At 41.8% G+C, this 18,141-nt stretch carries 15 protein-coding genes; 12 read left to right on the forward strand and 3 right to left on the reverse strand.

Annotated features, from left to right (window positions below; translation table 11 throughout):
• The first annotated feature begins 5 nt into the window (after window positions 1-5).
• From pcrA to A3M5_RS0119865, 12 genes are all read left to right on the forward strand, one after another.
• Window positions 6-2,195: a DNA helicase PcrA gene (gene pcrA / locus A3M5_RS0119810; RefSeq protein WP_018395510.1), complete on the forward strand. Its 2,190-nt coding sequence runs from the start codon at window positions 6-8 to the stop codon at window positions 2,193-2,195.
• A 17-nt stretch (window positions 2,196-2,212) separates the two neighbouring features.
• Window positions 2,213-4,222 carry an NAD-dependent DNA ligase LigA gene (gene ligA, locus A3M5_RS0119815; protein WP_018395511.1) on the forward strand — a complete coding sequence of 670 codons (2,010 nt, stop codon included), beginning with the start codon at window positions 2,213-2,215 and terminating at the stop codon, window positions 4,220-4,222.
• Between the two features lie 12 nt (window positions 4,223-4,234).
• On the forward strand, window positions 4,235-5,404 hold the full coding sequence (locus tag A3M5_RS0119820) for a CamS family sex pheromone protein (RefSeq protein WP_018395512.1): 1,170 nt from the start codon (window positions 4,235-4,237) through the stop codon (window positions 5,402-5,404).
• 121 nt (window positions 5,405-5,525) lie between these two features.
• On the forward strand, window positions 5,526-6,335 hold the full coding sequence (gene zupT / locus A3M5_RS0119825; RefSeq protein ID WP_018395513.1) for a zinc transporter ZupT: 810 nt from the start codon (window positions 5,526-5,528) through the stop codon (window positions 6,333-6,335).
• Between the two features lie 408 nt (window positions 6,336-6,743).
• Window positions 6,744-7,730, forward strand: coding sequence for a sulfonate ABC transporter substrate-binding protein (locus A3M5_RS0119830; RefSeq protein WP_018395514.1), 987 nt, complete (start codon window positions 6,744-6,746; stop codon window positions 7,728-7,730).
• A 44-nt stretch (window positions 7,731-7,774) separates the two neighbouring features.
• Window positions 7,775-8,929: an FMNH2-dependent alkanesulfonate monooxygenase gene (ssuD, locus tag A3M5_RS0119835; RefSeq protein ID WP_018395515.1), complete on the forward strand. Its 1,155-nt coding sequence runs from the start codon at window positions 7,775-7,777 to the stop codon at window positions 8,927-8,929.
• Window positions 8,930-8,934: 5 nt separating this feature from the next.
• Window positions 8,935-9,693: an aliphatic sulfonate ABC transporter permease SsuC gene (gene ssuC / locus A3M5_RS0119840; RefSeq protein WP_018395516.1), complete on the forward strand. Its 759-nt coding sequence runs from the start codon at window positions 8,935-8,937 to the stop codon at window positions 9,691-9,693.
• A gap of 16 nt (window positions 9,694-9,709) precedes the next feature.
• Window positions 9,710-10,510 (forward strand): ATP-binding cassette domain-containing protein, encoded by an 801-nt coding sequence (locus A3M5_RS0119845; RefSeq protein ID WP_018395517.1) that lies wholly within the window; start codon window positions 9,710-9,712, stop codon window positions 10,508-10,510.
• Between the two features lie 170 nt (window positions 10,511-10,680).
• Window positions 10,681-10,971: an Asp-tRNA(Asn)/Glu-tRNA(Gln) amidotransferase subunit GatC gene (gene gatC, locus A3M5_RS0119850; protein WP_018395518.1), complete on the forward strand. Its 291-nt coding sequence runs from the start codon at window positions 10,681-10,683 to the stop codon at window positions 10,969-10,971.
• A 12-nt stretch (window positions 10,972-10,983) separates the two neighbouring features.
• The gene (gatA, locus tag A3M5_RS0119855) at window positions 10,984-12,429 is read left to right on the forward strand and encodes an Asp-tRNA(Asn)/Glu-tRNA(Gln) amidotransferase subunit GatA (protein WP_018395519.1); all 1,446 of its coding nucleotides are present in this window, start codon (window positions 10,984-10,986) and stop codon (window positions 12,427-12,429) included.
• Window positions 12,430-12,442: 13 nt separating this feature from the next.
• Entirely contained in the window at window positions 12,443-13,870 is a 1,428-nt protein-coding gene (gatB, locus tag A3M5_RS0119860) for an Asp-tRNA(Asn)/Glu-tRNA(Gln) amidotransferase subunit GatB (RefSeq protein ID WP_018395520.1), read from the forward strand.
• 367 nt (window positions 13,871-14,237) lie between these two features.
• Window positions 14,238-15,005: an alpha/beta hydrolase gene (locus tag A3M5_RS0119865; protein ID WP_231373249.1), complete on the forward strand. Its 768-nt coding sequence runs from the start codon at window positions 14,238-14,240 to the stop codon at window positions 15,003-15,005.
• Window positions 15,006-15,035: 30 nt separating this feature from the next.
• Here the strand turns inward: A3M5_RS0119865 and argD are convergent, their stop codons facing one another.
• The 3 genes from argD to argC are packed head-to-tail and all read right to left on the reverse strand — an operon-like array spanning window position 15,036 to window position 18,014.
• Window positions 15,036-16,196 (reverse strand): acetylornithine transaminase, encoded by a 1,161-nt coding sequence (argD, locus tag A3M5_RS0119870; RefSeq protein ID WP_018395522.1) that lies wholly within the window; start codon window positions 16,194-16,196, stop codon window positions 15,036-15,038.
• On the reverse strand, window positions 16,193-16,960 hold the full coding sequence (argB, locus tag A3M5_RS0119875) for an acetylglutamate kinase (protein WP_018395523.1): 768 nt from the start codon (window positions 16,958-16,960) through the stop codon (window positions 16,193-16,195). The genes argD and argB overlap by 4 nt, the downstream gene beginning before the upstream one ends.
• Window positions 16,961-16,976: 16 nt before the next feature.
• Window positions 16,977-18,014 carry an N-acetyl-gamma-glutamyl-phosphate reductase gene (argC, locus tag A3M5_RS0119880; protein WP_018395524.1) on the reverse strand — a complete coding sequence of 346 codons (1,038 nt, stop codon included), beginning with the start codon at window positions 18,012-18,014 and terminating at the stop codon, window positions 16,977-16,979.
• Window positions 18,015-18,141 lie beyond the last annotated feature (127 nt).

Below are 18,141 nucleotides of genomic sequence, written 5' to 3' on the forward strand. Positions count from 1 at the left end.
GCAGTATGCAATTTTTAACAGATCGATTATTAAAAGGTTTAAATCCAGAACAGCAGGAAGCCGTTAAAACGACAGAAGGACCGCTTTTAATTATGGCGGGTGCCGGCTCAGGTAAAACACGCGTCCTGACACATAGGATTGCGTACTTAATTGTCGAAAAAGAAGTGAATCCATATAATATTCTTGCGCTGACATTTACAAATAAAGCTGCACGCGAAATGAAAGATCGTATTGGAGCGCTGCTCGGTGGTGTATCAGAAGAGATCTGGATGTCAACGTTCCACTCGATGTGCGTACGTATTTTGCGTCGTGATATTGACCGAATCGGCTACAGCCGGAATTTTACGATTTTAGATACAGCGGATCAATTATCGGTGTTGAAAAGTATTTTAAAAGACTTGAACATTGACCCGAAAAAATTTGATCCGCGCGCTTTGCTAGGGGCGATCAGTTCGTCGAAAAATGTGCTTATTGACGCAGCTTCTTTTGCGAAACAGCAAGGTGGATATCAAGATAAAGTAACGTCTGACGTATATGCAGAATATGAAAAGCGTTTGAAGAAAAACCAAGCGCTTGATTTTGACGATTTAATTATGTTGACGATCCGTCTGTTTGAGCGCGTGCCGGAAGTACTTGAGTTTTATCAGCGGAAATTTCAATATATTCATGTCGATGAGTATCAGGATACCAATAAATCCCAATACACACTTGTGAAATTACTAGCGAGCCGTTTTCAAAATTTATGCGTCGTCGGTGACAGTGATCAGAGTATATATCGCTGGCGTGGTGCGGATATTGCCAATATTTTATCGTTTGAAAAAGATTATCCCCACGCGAAAGCTATTTTTCTCGAGCAAAACTATCGTTCAACGAAACGGATTTTGCAGGCAGCGAATGAAGTGATTGAAAACAATTCAAATCGGAAGCCGAAGAAGCTCTGGACAGAAAATTCAGATGGCAAAAAAATCGCTTATTTTCGTGCAGACAGTGAGCGAACGGAAGCAGAATTTGTTGCTGGAAAAATAAAAGAAATATGTTCGACAGGAAGGGAATTGTCCGAATTTGCAGTTCTGTACCGGACGAATGCTCAGTCACGTCTTATTGAAGAAACGCTTATGAAGTCGAATATTGACTACACAATCGTCGGCGGCATTAAGTTCTATGACCGAAAAGAGATTAAAGACTTACTTGGATATTTGCGTCTTATTGCGAATCCGGATGATGATATTAGCCTTTCACGTGTCATTAATGTACCGAAGCGGGGGCTCGGCTCGACGTCGCTTGATAAAATTGCCCGCTATGCGCAAGAGCATGATATTTCGATGTATAAGGCCCTTTCGGAAGTGGATTTTATTGGGCTTAGCGGAAAAGCGGCGAATGCGGCTGCCGGTTTTCGTGACATTATTAACATTTACACACAGCAGCAAGAGTATTTGTCGGTTTCGGAGCTTGTAGAACAAGTTATTGACCGTACAGGCTACGTGGATATGTTAGCGGCTGAGAAAACAATTGAATCACAGACGAGAATTGAGAACATTGAAGAATTTTTGTCTGTTACAAAAGCGTTTGAAGAATCAAGCGAAGATAAAACGCTCGTTGCTTTTTTAACGGATCTCGCACTCGTCGCAGATATAGACAAGCTTGGAAAAGAAGAAGAATCAACGGAATCTGTTGTGCTTATGACGCTTCATTCCGCGAAAGGACTTGAATTTCCAATCGTCTTTTTAATCGGTATGGAGGAAGGCGTCTTCCCACATAGCCGCTCAATAATGGATGATGAAGAAATGGAAGAAGAAAGAAGACTAGCATATGTTGGGATTACACGAGCCGAAAATGAGCTGTACATGACGAACGCCGAAATGCGGACGTTGTATGGCCGGACAAATATGAATCCGGTATCCCGCTTTATTAGTGAAATTCCGGAAGAGCTGCTTGAATCTGAAAACCCAAAACAGCAGGCGAAAAAACCAGCTGTATTTGGACAGAAGAGCCGTCCTGTTATGCGTCCGCAAACAAATGCGGCTGCTCAGCTGAACTGGAAAGTGGGCGATAAAGCAATACATAAAAAGTGGGGAACAGGTACCGTCGTGGCAGTGAAAGGAAGCGGCGACAGTACAGAACTTGATATTGCATTCCCAAGTCCAACGGGTATTAAACGGCTTCTAGCTCAATTTGCACCAATCGAAAAAGCGTAATAGAAAGGACGACGAATATGGATGTAAAAGCGGCTGAACAGCGTGTGCAGGAACTTCATGATACGTTAAATAAATATAGCTACGAGTATTATGTAATCGATCAACCGTCCGTTCCCGATTCGGAATATGACCGGCTTTTAAATGAGTTGTCCAATATTGAATCCATGTACCCGCAGTTGCAAACACCGGATTCACCTACGCAGCGTGTAGGTGGTGCAGTGCTTGATGTGTTTCGGAAAGTGCGTCATGATGTGCCGATGTTAAGTCTTGGCAATGCATTCGATGAAGCAGACCTGCGTGATTTTGACCGGCGTGTCAGCCAATCGATTGGTGATGTACCTTATTCATACGTGTGTGAATTGAAAATTGATGGTCTTGCGGTGGCGCTGAAATATGAGGATGGCTTGTTTATGCAAGGAGCGACGCGCGGCGATGGGACAACGGGTGAAGACATTACGGCGAATTTAAAAACGATTCACTCCATCCCGCTCCGTCTGAAAAAGCCGTTTACGATAGAAGTACGCGGTGAAGCGTTCATGCCGAAGCAGTCGTTTATCGCACTTAATTGCATTCGAGATGAACGCGGGGAGGAACCATTCGCTAATCCGCGCAACGCAGCAGCAGGATCACTGCGCCAGCTCGACCCGCGTATTGCAGCCAAACGCAACTTGGACATTTTTCTTTACAGTATTGGAAACCCGGAAGCGATCGGTGCGGAATCTCATAGTGAAGGGCTTGATATGTTAGATTCACTTGGCTTTAAAACAAATAAAGAGCGTCAAGTATGTAAAACGATTGAAGATGTTATTAACTATGTGAAAAAACAGTCGGAAAAGCGGGCGAAGCTGCCCTATGAAATTGATGGGATTGTCGTCAAAGTGAATTCACTCAGCCAACAGGACGAGCTCGGTTTTACGGCGAAAAGTCCCCGCTGGGCAATCGCTTATAAATTTCCAGCTGAAGAAGTCGTTACAAAGTTGACTGGTATCGTGTTAAGCGTCGGAAGAACAGGTGTTGTGACGCCGACTGCGGTACTGCAGCCGGTACGTGTTGCTGGAACGACAGTTGGACGCGCATCGCTTCATAACGAAGATTTAATTCGAGAAAAAGACATTCGTATAGGCGATATGGTTGTTGTGAAAAAAGCAGGCGACATTATTCCAGAAGTCGTCAGTGTTTTGTTAGATCGCCGTACAGGTGAAGAAGAGGAATTTCACATGCCGGCTGAATGTCCGGAATGCGGCAGTGAACTCGTCCGGCTAGAAGAAGAAGTGGCACTTCGTTGTATCAATCCACAATGCCCAGCGCAAATACGTGAAGGTATGAATCATTTTGTTGCGCGTAACGCAATGAATATTGACGGTTTAGGTGAAAAAGTCATTGCTCAGCTTTATCGTGAAAAACTAATTAAAGATGTCGCAGATTTATATTCTCTAGAAAAAGAGGCTCTCACTCAACTTGAACGGATGGGCGAGAAGTCAGCTGATAATTTATTGGCAGCAATCGAATTATCAAAACAAAATTCACTTGAACGATTATTGTTCGGACTTGGAATCCGCCATGTTGGAGCCAAAGCAGCGAAAACGCTCGCAATGGAATTTGGCACAATTGACCGACTAAAAGAAGCATCTGAAGAAGATCTGACAGCGATTCATGAAATCGGCAGTAAAATGGCTGATGCGATCGTTCTGTATTTTGAACAGCCAGAAGTAGCCGGATTAATCGAGAAATTGAAGACAGCCGGTGTTAACATGACGTATGATGGACCGATGCGCGTTCAAGTGGCAGAAGGGGATTCACCGTTTGCAGGAAAGACTGTCGTCTTGACAGGCAAGCTTGAGCAGCTTACAAGAAACGAAGCGAAAGAGCGGATTGAAGCGCTTGGTGGTAATATTGCAGGAAGCGTCAGCAAAAAAACAGACATTGTCATCGCCGGTGCAGAAGCTGGTTCAAAGCTTGAAAAAGCGGAAAAATTCGGTGTGGATGTCTGGAACGAACAACAATTAATGGATGAACTTACAAAATAAGAGGTGGCTTTTTTGAAGAAAAAATGGGTTCTCACAGCAGTATCCGCTATGCTGCTCGTAACAGGATGTGCACCGGCTTTGCAAAATAAAGATGAAGTGACACAGGGAAATGGTGAAGAGCAGACAGCAATTATTCCGAGCTATCAAATTTCAGAAAACTTTTACCGAACGATAGTTCCTTTTGAGGAGGGAAAGGCGCGCGGGATGATTGTATCTAATTTGAATACTCGCTATGATATCGTTGAATTTGAAACGGGGTTAATGAGGATTGCACAAGAAAACTTTTCACCGGAGACGCATTTCTTTCGAGATGGACAGACGCTTGAAGCGGATGTTGTTCGATCGTGGCTGAGCCGCAAGTATACAGATGCTCAGCTGGCAGAAAAAGAAATGACAGCAGAAGAGAATCTGGGATTGAATCCGATTGATACTGGTGAAGGCTCTGTGGATGAACGAAATGAACGGGCACCGATTTATTTGGCACACATTATGGAGCAAAATTATTTAACAAAAAAAGAAGATAATTCATTGCAGTTGGATGGGGTTGTCATCGGCCTTGCGCTAAATTCGGTTCACTATTATCAAAAAGAACAATATGGTGCAGAGTATGAATTTACGATTCCAGATGAAACGATTGAAGAAGAAGGAAAGAAAATTGCCGCGCAAGTTGCCGCGCGTCTTCGGGCGATGGATAAAACAAAAAATGTGCCAGTGACGATTGCTTTATTTCAACAGGCACCGAAAAACTCGGTTACAGCAGGCAATTTTATTGCCTATACACATCTGGATGCAGGTGAAACAGAAACGAATGATTGGAAAAATATTAACGAAGAATATGTCCTGTTTCCGTCGACTGCAGCAGAAGAAGCACATCGAGAAGACGCGACATACTTTTTGAACTTTAAGCAGGATATGGAGAAATATTTTGATAACTTTAATGGCGTTATCGGCCGTGCGCTTTACAGCGGTGGTGAATTGTCCAGTTTGAAAATTGAAATTCCAATTCAGTTTTATGGCAAGGCAGAAGCAATTGGATTTACACAGTTTGTGACAGGACTTGTCATGGATCATTTCCCGGCGTATATACCAATCGAAGTAAGCATTACGTCAATGAACGGAACGGAAGCGCTCATCGTCAAAGAAGCCAATGCAGAGGAACCTTATGTGCATATTTATGAATAAGAAGAATAGCCTGATTTGGACATTATCGTCAAATCGGGCCTTTTATTTCCTCATATAAAAAATTATATGAGAGCAATTTTTAAAATACAATAATAAAAAAGAAGATGAAGGGATAGTGTGTATGGACGAGATCGTATTATTAGCTCTAGGCTTAACATTGTTTGCCGGATTGGCAACAGGTATTGGCAGTGCGCTGGCTTTTTTTACATCGCGTACAAACACGAAGTTTCTTGCCTGGTCACTTGGATTTTCAGCAGGTGTCATGATTTACGTATCAATGGTCGAAATATTTGTGAAAGCAAAAGGTGCATTAGTTGAGGAACACGGAGAATCAGCCGGTTACTGGTGGACAGTTATCGGCTTTTTTAGCGGTATGGTCATCATTGCGCTTATTGATCGATTCATTCCATCCGTTGGGAATCCCCATAATGTTAAAACGGTGGAAGAATTTCACACGGAACCGACACATGATGAGTATGTACGCTTGAAAAAGATGGGGATCTTTACAGCAATTGCAATTGCGATTCATAATTTTCCGGAAGGGATTGCGACGTTCGCTTCGACCATACAGGACCCGAACCTTGGCATTGCCATTGCAGTCGCTGTTGCGATTCATAATATCCCCGAAGGCATTGCGGTTGCCGTTCCTCTTTACTTTGCAACAGGCGACCGGAAAAAAGCATTTAAGTGGTCCTTTTTATCGGGACTTTCTGAACCGATCGGTGCCCTCTTTGCTTGGCTCATCTTAATGCCTTATTTAACGGATACGATGTTTGGGATGATATTCGCTGGTGTAGCGGGGATTATGGTGTTCATTTCTCTTGATGAATTGCTGCCGGCTGCACAAAAATACGATCAGACGCATCTTGCTATTTATGGCGTCGTCTCGGGAATGTTCGTCATGGCATTAAGCTTGCTGCTCTTAATGTAAAAAAGAAAAACATCTCAAAAGCTGATCACACCGGCAATTGGGATGTTTTTTATATGTAACGAATTGTTAAGCTAAGTACAACAGTTTCTGCACAAACGCTTCATGCGCGGTCTGCTGTTACACGTATTTTCATTGACCAATTAATAATTAAATAGAGAACGGTATACGTGAAAGTTTGATTTAATTAAAAAATAAAAAATTAAATACTACTTGACACATCGGATTAATTAGAATATCTTAAGTACATAGATATTAACAACAGTTTTTTTGCAGCAGATGCACGAACTACACAAGTCATTAAGAAACAAAATCAAATAAAAAGATGCCGATCAGTCAACTGAAGGCCCCAACCTCTAAACCATAGAGGGCTGGGGCCTTTTTGTTTAAAAAATGTTTGGAGGAGAAAAAATGTTAAGTAGTGTAAAAAATAAAACGTGGCTATTACTCGTATCATTCATTCTTTTACTTATATTGAGTGCTTGCAACACTGAAACTTCAAATGAAGAAGCAGATCAGGCAAAAGAAGACGGGCAAAAAACGATTCAAATTGGTTATCAAAAATTTGGTACGTTGAATTTCTTAAAAGCACAAGAAACGCTTGAAAAGGAATTAGAACCAAAAGGTTTCACTGTTACATGGACTGAGTTTCCAGGTGGTCCACAATTACTTGAAGCATTAAATGTAGGCAGTTTAGACTTTGGTCATACAGGGGAAGCTCCACCGATATTCGCTCAAGCAGCCGATGCTCCATTAATTTATTTTGCGAATGAGCCAAAAAATCCAAAGGGAGAAGCCATTATTGTACCAAAAGATTCTCCTATTCAAAGTGTTGCTGATTTAAAAGGTAAAAAAATCGCTTTAAATAAAGGATCGAATGTACATTATTTGTTAGTAAAAGCGCTAGAAGCAAATGGACTTAAATATGAAGATGTTGAGACGTCCTTCTTACCTCCATCAGATGCAAGAGCAGCTTTTGAAAAAGGAGTTGTTGACGCTTGGGTGATTTGGGATCCGTTTTTAGCAGAAGCTGAAAGAAAGACAGGAGCTCGTATCTTAGTGGATGGAACAAATTTAGTTAATAATAGAGAATTCTTTTTAGCCTCAAAGGAATTTGCAGAAGAGAATCCGGAAGTTTTAGACATTATTTATAATGAAATTGATAAGGCAGAAACGTGGGTATCTGAAAATAAAAATGAAGCAGCAGAATTTTTAGCTCCCCAAATTGGGATGGATAAGGAAACGTTAGATATTGTACTTGAGCGAAGAACATACGGAATTGAAAAGATAACGGATGAAGTAATAAATGATCAACAAGCCATTGCTGATCAATTTTATAAACTTCAGTTAATACCTAAAGAAATTAAGACAAGTGATGCAACATTAGAAACGAATTAATCTGTATGTATATCAGAAATTAAACAATTAAAGGAGCGAGGAAAATGAACGTATTTTGGTTTATACCGACACATGGGGATTCACGTTATTTAGGCGTTACAACAGGAGGAAGAGCTGTTAATTTACCTTATTTAAAACAAGTGGCACAAGCAGTGGATAGTTTAGGATTTACGGGAGCTTTATTGCCGACAGGAAGATCTTGCGAAGATGCTTGGGTAGTGGCTTCCTCTTTAATACCGGTAACTTCACGAATGAAATTTCTTGTGGCTGTAAGACCAGGTATTACTTCGCCATCACAAGCTGCGAGAATGGCTGCCACTTTCGATCGATTATCCAATGGACGATTATTAATTAATGTCGTAACAGGCGGTGATCCTGTTGAGTTAGCAGGGGACGGATTACATTATTCTCACAAGGAGAGATATGAGCTAACAGATGAGTTTTTAACAATCTGGAGAGAGTTGTTAGAGACAGGGGAATCAACTCTAAAAGGGAAATATTTAGACGTGCAAGATGCCAAACAATTATATCCGCCTATTCAAAAACCATACCCGCCATTGTACTTTGGCGGATCTTCAGATATCGGTCATGAAATTGCCGCTGATCACGTAGATGTTTATTTAACATGGGGGGAGCCACCTGCACAAGTTAAAGAAAAAATTGAGAAAGTGAGAGCGTTAGCAGCTGAAAGAGGTAGAACGGTTAAATTTGGCATTCGTCTTCATGTCATTGTCCGAGAAACAGAACAAGAAGCTTGGGATGCTGCTAATGATTTAATTAAGTATGTAGACGACGATTTAATTGCTGCCTCTCATAAAGCTTTATCGAGATATGATTCAGTTGGTCAAAAAAGAATGTCCGAACTTCATAATGGAAGTAAAGAAAATTTAGAAATTAGTCCAAATTTATGGGCAGGTGTAGGTCTTGTTCGAGGGGGTGCTGGTACGGCTCTTGTAGGAGACCCAGAAACAGTAGCTAAACGAATGAAGGAATATGAAGATATCGGTATCGAAACATTTATTTTATCCGGTTATCCACATTTGGAAGAGGCCTATCGTGTATCAGAATTGTTATTCCCGTATCTAGAATTAAATCAAGGTGTAACAGTGGATCGATCTGAGAATCCCAATATTGTCAGCCCGTTTGGAGAAATTGTTGCAAATGGACTTTTACCTAAAAATTTAAAAGCAACGAGGTAACAAAAATGAAATTTAAACGACTTTTACCGTGGATTGTCCCAATTGTTTTGCTTGGATCATGGCAGTTATTTTCTTCCATTGGATGGATATCTAATAGAGTGTTACCAAACCCAATCGATATTTTTACCGCTGCTGTTGAGTTAACGAAAAGCGGCCAATTAGCAGCGGACGTTTGGATCAGTACACAAAGAGCATTTTGGGGGTTTGTTGTAGGTGGAGGTATAGGTTTTCTACTAGGATTGGCAAACGGTTTGTCCAAAACGGCAGAGAGTTTACTTGATTCCTCCATACAAATGATCCGTAATATACCCCATTTAGCTTTAATTCCAATCGTTATTTTATGGTTCGGAATAGAAGAAGAAGCAAAATTATTTTTAGTTGCTTTAGGTACCTTCTTCCCGATTTATTTGAATACGTTTCATGGGATCCGTTCAGTTGATAAATCTTTAATTGAGATGGCGAGTGTATATGGGCTAAAAGGCTTCTCTTTATTTTCAAATATTATTTTCCCCGCAGCATTACCATCAATACTCGTTGGTGTGCGCTATGCATTAGGGATTACATGGGTGACGTTAATAGTGGCTGAAACTATTGCATCGAATTCTGGCATTGGCTATATGGCTATGAATGCAAGGGAATTTATGCAATTAGATGTTGTTGTATTAAGTATCATTTTGTATGCTTTGTTAGGAAAAATGTCTGATTTAACAGCAAAATTAGTAGAAAAACGATTTTTAAAATGGCATCCAAGTTATCAAAAATAAAATGGAGGTGAAGAGTATGGCAAAGGATCATACAAATGAACATATATTGCACCTTGATAACATTGGTAAATCTTTTGATGGTAAAGAAGTGTTAAAGAAAATAGACTTACAAGTGAACAAAGGGGACTTCATTGCTGTTGTCGGAAAGAGTGGCTGCGGGAAGAGTACATTATTAAGAATCATTGCTGGATTAGAGGAGATAAGTTCTGGCAGTCTGTTAGTTGATGGAACAGAATTAAAAGGCAGAAATCAGATGGCAAAAATGATGTTCCAGGACGGAAGACTGCTTCCTTGGAAAAAAGTTGCTGATAATGTCGGCTTAGGTTTGAAATCAGAAGAGAAGAAACAAATACCGACTATATTAAAGCAAGTGGGTCTAGCCGAACGTGCTAACGTTTGGCCAGCTGTCTTATCTGGTGGTCAGAAACAAAGAGTAGCCCTTGCTAGAGCGCTCATCCATGATCCCGAGCTGCTCTTATTAGATGAACCATTAGGCGCCCTCGATGCATTAACGCGGATGGAGATGCATGAATTAATTGAGGATTTGTGGAAAGAAAAACAATTCACTGCGATATTAGTTACTCATGATGTTGAAGAAGCTGTTGCGTTAGCAAATAGAGTGATCTTAATTGAAGAGGGAGAAATTGTGATGGATTTGCCAGTTCATTTACCATATCCACGCCAAAGAGATAACCCTTTATTTTCATCACTAGTCAGCCAAATATTAAATAAGATTATGGGTAAAAAACGAAAAGTAGAAGCTAATTTAAAAACATTAGCGAAGACATCTTCCTCTGCAGGTGTGCGCAGAGCGTAGCTAACGACAAGAGGAAGATAAATGAATTGGCTTCGGAGACGGAACCGCCTTGAATTTCAAGGCGGTTTTTCTTTTTCTCTGAACAATTATGAATGAAGGATGAAATCATGGTAAAATAAAGTTTGTGCAAACAAAAGAATGCCGATACTTTTTTACGGAGGTGGATTACATTGACGCGAATTTCTGAAGAGCAAGTACGACACGTAGCGCATCTGGCGCGACTGGCAGTAACGGATGAAGAAGTGCATAAATTTACAGAACAACTCGATGCGATTATTACATTCGCCGAGCAGTTAAATGAACTTGATACATCAAACGTTAAACCAACGTCACACGTTTTAGATATGAAAAATGTGCTTCGAGAAGACAAATCAGCACCAGGACTTGATCGCGAAGACGTATTGAAAAATGCACCGGATCAGCAGGACGGACAAATCCGTGTACCGTCTATTATCGAATAAGGAGGAGAGAGTGTGTCATTATTTGATCATAAACTGAACGAGATTCAGTCGATGTTACATAAAAAAGAAATCACTATACCAGACCTCGTTGACGAATCGTTTAAACGAATCGCAGCGGTAGACGGAGATGTGAAAGCATTTTTAACGCTTGATGAAGAAAATGCCCGGAATCAAGCGAAAGAATTGCAGGAATCGGGAAAAACCGGTATTTTAAACGGCGTGCCGATCGGTGTGAAAGATAACATCGTTACAAAAGGGCTCCGCACAACAGCAGCGAGCCAGATTCTTCACAATTTTGACCCGATTTATGATGCGACGGTTGTGAATAAACTGCGCGAAGCAGGCACAATCACAGTCGGTAAATTAAACATGGATGAATTTGCGATGGGGTCTTCGACGGAAAACTCAAGCTTCCAAAAAACACGTAATCCATGGAATCTAGACCGTGTGCCCGGTGGTTCATCCGGTGGTTCTGCTGCATCTGTTGCAGCAGGTGAAGTACCGTTTTCACTCGGTTCCGATACAGGCGGATCGATTCGTCAGCCGGCTTCATTTTGCGGTGTTGTTGGCATGAAGCCGACGTATGGCCGTGTGTCTCGCTTCGGCTTAATCGCATTTGCGTCATCGCTTGATCAGATTGGTCCGATTACACGCAGCGTAGAAGATAATGCGCACTTGCTTGAAGCGATTGTCGGCGTCGATCCGTACGATACGACTTCAGCAAATGTAGCAGGTGAATCTTTTGCGAAAAACTTAACTGGAGATGTGAAAGGGCTGCGCATTGCAGTGCCGAAAGAGTATCTCGGTGAAGGAGTTTCAGAAGAAGTGAAGCAGTCTGTGTTAGCTGCTTTGAAAGTGCTAGAAGGACAAGGTGCTAGTTGGGAAGAAGTGTCGCTTCCACATTCAAAATACGGTGTCGCGACATACTATTTACTCGCATCATCTGAAGCATCGTCCAACCTTGCCCGTTTTGACGGAATCCGTTACGGCTACCGTGCCGAAAATGCGGAAAACTTAATTGAATTATACAAAAAAACACGGGCAGAAGGCTTTGGCGATGAAGTAAAGCGCCGGATTATGCTCGGGACATTTGCATTAAGTTCTGGCTATTACGATGCGTATTATAAAAAAGCGCAGCAAGTGCGTACGCTTATTAAAAAAGACTTTGAAGATGTCTTTGAAAACTATGATGTCATCATTGGACCGACAACGCCGACACCGGCCTTTAAAATCGGTGAAATCATTGATGATCCACTCACGATGTATGCGAATGATATTTTGACGATTCCGGTGAACTTAGCAGGCGTACCGGGTATTTCGGTTCCATGCGGATTTTCTGATGGGATGCCGCTCGGTCTGCAAATTATCGGCCGTCATTTTGATGAAAAAACGGTTTACCGCGTCGCACATGCGTACGAGCAGGCAACTGATTTTCATAAAGAAAAACCAGAGTTGTAAAGGAGGGTACAAGGTGGAATTTGAAACAGTCATCGGACTTGAAGTCCACGTTGAATTAAAAACGAATTCAAAGATCTTTTCATCGGCACCGGCCCATTTTGGCGCGGAACCGAATACAAATACAACTGTCATTGACCTCGGCTACCCGGGCGTTTTGCCAGTTATGAATGAAACAGCTGTTGAATATGCGATGAAAGCTGCAATGGCGATCAATTGTGAAATTGCTGAAGAAGCCATCTGGGACCGAAAAAACTATTTTTATCCCGATAATCCGAAAGCGTATCAAGTCTCGCAAAATGACAAACCAATCGGTGAACATGGCTGGGTTGAAATTGAAGTGAACGGCGAAACGAAACGAATCGGCATTACGCGTCTTCATTTAGAAGAAGATGCCGGGAAACTGACGCATGCAGGCAAGCACTCTTTATGCGATTATAACCGTCAAGGCACGCCGCTTGTTGAGATCGTATCTGAGCCGGATATTCGTTCACCGGAAGAAGCATATGCGTTTTTGGAAAAATTAAAAGCGATCATTCAATATACAGAAGTATCAGATTGTAAAATGGAAGAAGGATCGCTTCGCTGTGATGCGAACATTTCCATTCGTCCGTATGGGCAGAAAGAATTTGGTACGAGAACGGAATTGAAAAATTTAAACTCATTCAACTTTGTCCGTAAAGGGCTCGAATATGAAGAGAAACGTCAAGCTGAAGTTGTCTCATCAGGCGGAAAAGTCGATCAAGAAACACGCCGATTTGATGAATCGACAGGCAAAACACTGCTCATGCGTGTGAAAGAAGGATCAGACGATTACCGTTACTTCCCAGAACCAGATCTTCTTCCGGTATACATTGACGATGAGTGGAAAGAACGCGTTCGCTCGACTATTCCAGAGCTTCCAGATGCACGCAAAAAGCGGTATATGGATGAACTTGGACTCCCTGCGCACGATGCGAATGTACTTACCATGTCAAAAGAAATTGCGGATTTCTTTGAAGCGACAGTGGCAGCAGGTGCCGGTGCAAAACTGGCATCCAACTGGTTAATGGGGGAAGTGCCTGCGTATTTGAATGCGGAAGGCAAAGAGCTCGCTGAAACAAAATTAATGCCTGATAATCTGGCGGGTATGATTTCACTGCTTGAAAAAGGAACGATTTCATCCAAAATTGCCAAGACCGTTTTCAAAGAACTGATTGAAAACGGCGGTGATGCTGAAGCGATTGTGAAAGAAAAAGGATTGGTTCAAATTTCAGATGAATCAGCTCTTTTGAAGTTCGTCAACGATGCGCTTGATGCGAACCCGCAGTCGATCGCGGACTTTAAAGACGGCAAGAAAAAAGCAATAGGCTTCCTTGTCGGCCAAATTATGAAAGCGTCAAAAGGACAGGCAAATCCGCAGGCAATCAACAAATTGCTTGCAGAAGAAATTGCCAAGCGATAATGTATAGACGACCGCCGGCTATGTGCCGGCGGTTTTTGTTTTGATTTGTATGATAACGAATGATCACATTTGCATGACAAATGAAAAAAGGCTGTCGGTTAATTTTTAAATGTAAAACGGGGAAGTGGTCAGAAGTTAGTGTAAGTGATCAGAAAGTGTTATAAGTGGTCAGAAATGACTATAAATGGATCAAAATGATGGGATTTAACTTGCGGTTTTATGGATGTTTCACTCTTTTACACGTTACAAGTAAACTTATTAACATGTACCAGCCGTTTTTTATTTTAATACCAACTTGACTTATCGGAAAAGATGTATTAAATTATATATAACCAATAAAAACAATCGGATTTAAAAAAAGGAGGAAATGATGATGAGAGAAGAGTATGCAGTCATGCCAGGAGCAGAGTCATTTTATCTTGAAGGAAATGACATTGGAATTGTGCTTTCACACGGATTTATTGGCACACCACAAAGTGTCCGTGACGTAGCAGAAGCGCTGAATGAACGCGGATTCTCTGTTATTGCGCCGCGTTTAAAAGGACATGGGACACATCAAGAAGATATGGAACGCTGCACACATGAAGATTGGTATGAAAGCTACTCTCGCGCGTATCGTTTTCTTAAAAAACGCAATAAACGTATTTTCTTAATGGGGCAGTCGATGGGCGGCACGCTGACACTGCAATTTGCGGCCGAGCATCATGATATTGAAGGCATCATTACGATCAATGCCGCACTTACACTCCCGTCACTTGAGTATTTACGGCATGATCCCGCACCGCGTTTTATTGAAGAAGGCGCACCGGATATTAAAAAAGAAAATGTACATGAAATTACGTATGAGGAAGCACCGGTTCAATCCATTCGCGAACTGCAAAAGCTCATGGGTCTTGTACCGGCACTTTTACATCGAATACATGTACCAGCATTATGCATCAAATCAGCTAAGGACAATGTCGTGCCACCTGAAAATACATCGTTTATTTATCAGTCCATTTCATCACGTAAGAAACAAATTGTGACGTTGCCGAATTCATATCACGTTGCAACGATGGATCACGATCAGCATACAATCGTCAGCGCTGTCGCTGATTTCGTCCTCGATCAAATCCGTTCTAAAGCAGTAGGATAAATAAAAAAGCTGTCCGGAAGACTCCTTGAATTAGGAGTCTTGATGGACAGCTTTTTCTTGTAATACAGTTGCAATCGCGTCAACTGCTTTTTCCATTTCTCTATCTGTGACGTTAAGCGGCGGAAGAAGGCGCAATACGTGTGTTCCCGCTGTTAAAATGAGCAGTCCTTGTTCGCGTGCTTTTGTCACAAACGGGCCTGCTTCTTCAGTCAACTCGATGCCGACCATAAGGCCTTTTCCTTTTAATTGTTTAACGAAATTAACGCCGGAAAGAGCTTTTGTTAATAATACATTCAACTTATCACCTTTTGCGGTTACATCAGCTAAAAAAGAATCATTGAAAATCGTGTTTAATGTTTCTTTTGCAGCGGCGAGGGCAACAGGGTTACCTCCGAATGTCGAGCCATGTGAACCGGCTGAAAATGCTTCAGCGAGCGCGGCTTTTCCAACGATGGCACCAAGCGGAAAGCCGTTCGCAATCCCTTTGGCAACAGAAATAATATCCGGATCAAGACCAATATGCTGGAACGCAAACGCTTTGCCAGTCCGGCCGATGCCGGTTTGAATTTCATCAATGATCACAAGAGAACCATTTGCATGAGCCAGCTTTTCAATTTCAAGCAAAAAGTCTGCGTCACCTGAATTGATGCCGCCTTCACCTTGGATGACTTCAAACATAACTGCTGCTGTATTTGAATCAAGCGCTGTCTTCAACGCCTCAATGTCGTTCATTTTCACATATTCAAAAGATTCAAGCATCGGGCCAAAGCCTGTTTTAATTTTATCTTGTCCGGTTGCCGCCATCGTCGCAAATGTCCGTCCATGGAATGAATCGATAAACGTAATAATTTTTGTGCGGCCTGTTGATTTGCGAGCGAGTTTGATTGCGGCTTCATTTGCTTCCGCGCCGCTATTGCTGAAAAAGACAAGATCTAGTCCGGATGCATCAGTTAATTGCTTTGCGACATCTTCCTGTAATTCACTTTGAAATAAATTCGACGTATGCCAAAATTTTTCAAGCTGTTTTTCCACTGCTTTTTTTACATTGTCGGGTGTATGTCCAAGATTACACACACTAATGCCAGACGTGAAATCAAGGTATTCTTTTCCATCTTTTGCAGTAAGATAAGCGCCTTTCGCTTTTACAGGTGTTACATCCCAGCGCGCATATGTAGGGAATAAATGACTCAAATTGTCTCCTCCTCTTTATTAAACTGTGTGCCATGCCACTGGCCATCTTCGTAAAATGTTTTTTTACCTGACACGATGTGTACATGTTCACAGCTTTCAAGTGCTTTTAGGGCGGTTTGAACTTTCGGAATCATGCCGCCGCTTATCACACCTGATTCAATTAGCTTCTTCGTTTCTGCACCTGTTAGAACTGGTACAAGCTGGCCATCGTTCAATACACCGTCTACATCTGTTACCATGAGCAAGTGATCTGCGGAAAGTGCGCGGGCTGCAGCACCGGCTGCGTGATCAGCGTTAACATTCAACACTGTACCGTTCGGCCCTTTCGCAATTGGTGTTAAAACAGGAAGAAGTCCCGCCTTTAAAATTATTTCTAAAACAGTTTGATTGACGGATGTTACGTCACCGACAAAACCGAGATCTTCCTTGTTGATGAAATCAGCATTAAGAATACCTTGGTCACTTGACTGTAAACCAATTGCCGCAATGCCATGTGCTTCTAGTAAGCGGACGAGCTTCCGGTTCATACTGCCAGACAAGACGAGTTCCGCCGCTTCGAGTACGTCTTGTGAAGTTACACGAAGACCGTTTTTAAACTCGCTTTTCACATTCATATTTTCTAACATGGCGTTAATTTCTGGACCACCGCCGTGAACAAATACGATTTTGTATCCGTCTGCCAGCAGTGAGGTCATGCTTGAAAAAAAGCTGTCCGATAGCTCTTTTAACACACTGCCGCCGCATTTTACAACGACTGTTTTCATACAAATCATCCTTTCATTACGGATACATTGGGAAGCCTTTGAGTCCCGATGTTTCGTCAAAATTAAACATCAAATTCGCATTTTGAATGGCCTGACCAGCCGCACCTTTAACGAGGTTGTCGATGACCGAGACGATCACTAAACGATTGGTACGCGTGTCGACGTCAACAGAAATGTCACAGAAGTTCGAGCCAGCAACTTCTTTAATGCCAGGGAATTGCTTTGAAGGACGAACGCGCACGAATGGATCATTTTTGTATGTTTCAACGTATAGTGCGTACACTTCTTCGGTTGTCATAACACTTGTGAGCGGGGCATACGTTGTCGCCATAATCCCACGAGATACTGGAAGTAGATGAGTCGAGAATGTAATTGGTGCTGTGTCTTTATTCCACCACGTTAATTGCTGTTCGATCTCCGGAATGTGCTGGTGCTCGTTCACTTTATAAATGCGGAAGTTGTCGTTCATTTCTGCGAAGTGAACGAGTGGTGATAGTCCACGTCCAGCACCGGATACACCTGACTTTGCATCAATAATAATATTTTTCATATCGATCAAATTATTTTTCACTACGGGTGCAAGTCCTAACAGTGCCGCTGTTGGAAAGCATCCTGGGTTTGAGAGTACTTTCGCTGTTTTCACATTTTCACGGTTCCATTCTGTCAATCCGTATACTGCATCTGCAATAAATGCTTTGTCAGCAGGCTCTTTTTTGTACCACTTTTTATAATCATCTGTTTCTTTCAGGCGAAGATCACCGGATAAATCAACGACTTTTGCATGACCGCCGGCAAGTTGAGGTGCAAGTCCGGAAGCAACGCCTGATGGAACCGCTAAAAAGACAACATCCGACGTTTCTTTAATGGTGTCTGGATCAATCTTTGTCAGTGGAAGCGGGCAAACTTCTGCTAAGTGTGGATAATCTTCTGTTACGGAAACATTTTCTTTGCTCGATGAATAAATTGCATGTAATTCAAAATCAGGATGATTGGATAAAAGACGTATAAGTTCAATGCCACCATAGCCGGAAGCGCCGATAACTGATGCTTTCATATGAAAACTCCTTTGAATTTTTATTTATAATTATTCATAAATATTAATATCTATTCTTCTATTATAAAATTGCTGTCTCTTTAAATCAACCGATTTTGTCAAATGAGTGGTTTTTGTGCATAATGGA

Origin of the sequence: Bacillus sp. 37MA (assembly GCF_000372765.1) — a bacterium.
GTDB classification, from domain to species: Bacteria; Bacillota; Bacilli; order Bacillales; family Domibacillaceae; genus Domibacillus; species Domibacillus aminovorans.

Coding starts and splice junctions, on each gene's coding strand:
- ssuD (WP_018395515.1), top strand. CDS start 7,775: ATGAACGTATTTTGGTTTATACCGACACATGGGGATTCACGTTATTTA.
- ssuC (WP_018395516.1), top strand. CDS start 8,935: ATGAAATTTAAACGACTTTTACCGTGGATTGTCCCAATTGTTTTGCTT.
- zupT (WP_018395513.1), top strand. CDS start 5,526: ATGGACGAGATCGTATTATTAGCTCTAGGCTTAACATTGTTTGCCGGA.
- pcrA (WP_018395510.1), top strand. CDS start 6: ATGCAATTTTTAACAGATCGATTATTAAAAGGTTTAAATCCAGAACAG.
- A3M5_RS0119865 (WP_231373249.1), top strand. CDS start 14,238: ATGATGATGAGAGAAGAGTATGCAGTCATGCCAGGAGCAGAGTCATTT.
- argC (WP_018395524.1), bottom strand. CDS start 18,014: ATGAAAGCATCAGTTATCGGCGCTTCCGGCTATGGTGGCATTGAACTT.
- A3M5_RS0119830 (WP_018395514.1), top strand. CDS start 6,744: ATGTTAAGTAGTGTAAAAAATAAAACGTGGCTATTACTCGTATCATTC.
- A3M5_RS0119845 (WP_018395517.1), top strand. CDS start 9,710: ATGGCAAAGGATCATACAAATGAACATATATTGCACCTTGATAACATT.
- ligA (WP_018395511.1), top strand. CDS start 2,213: ATGGATGTAAAAGCGGCTGAACAGCGTGTGCAGGAACTTCATGATACG.
- argB (WP_018395523.1), bottom strand. CDS start 16,960: ATGAAAACAGTCGTTGTAAAATGCGGCGGCAGTGTGTTAAAAGAGCTA.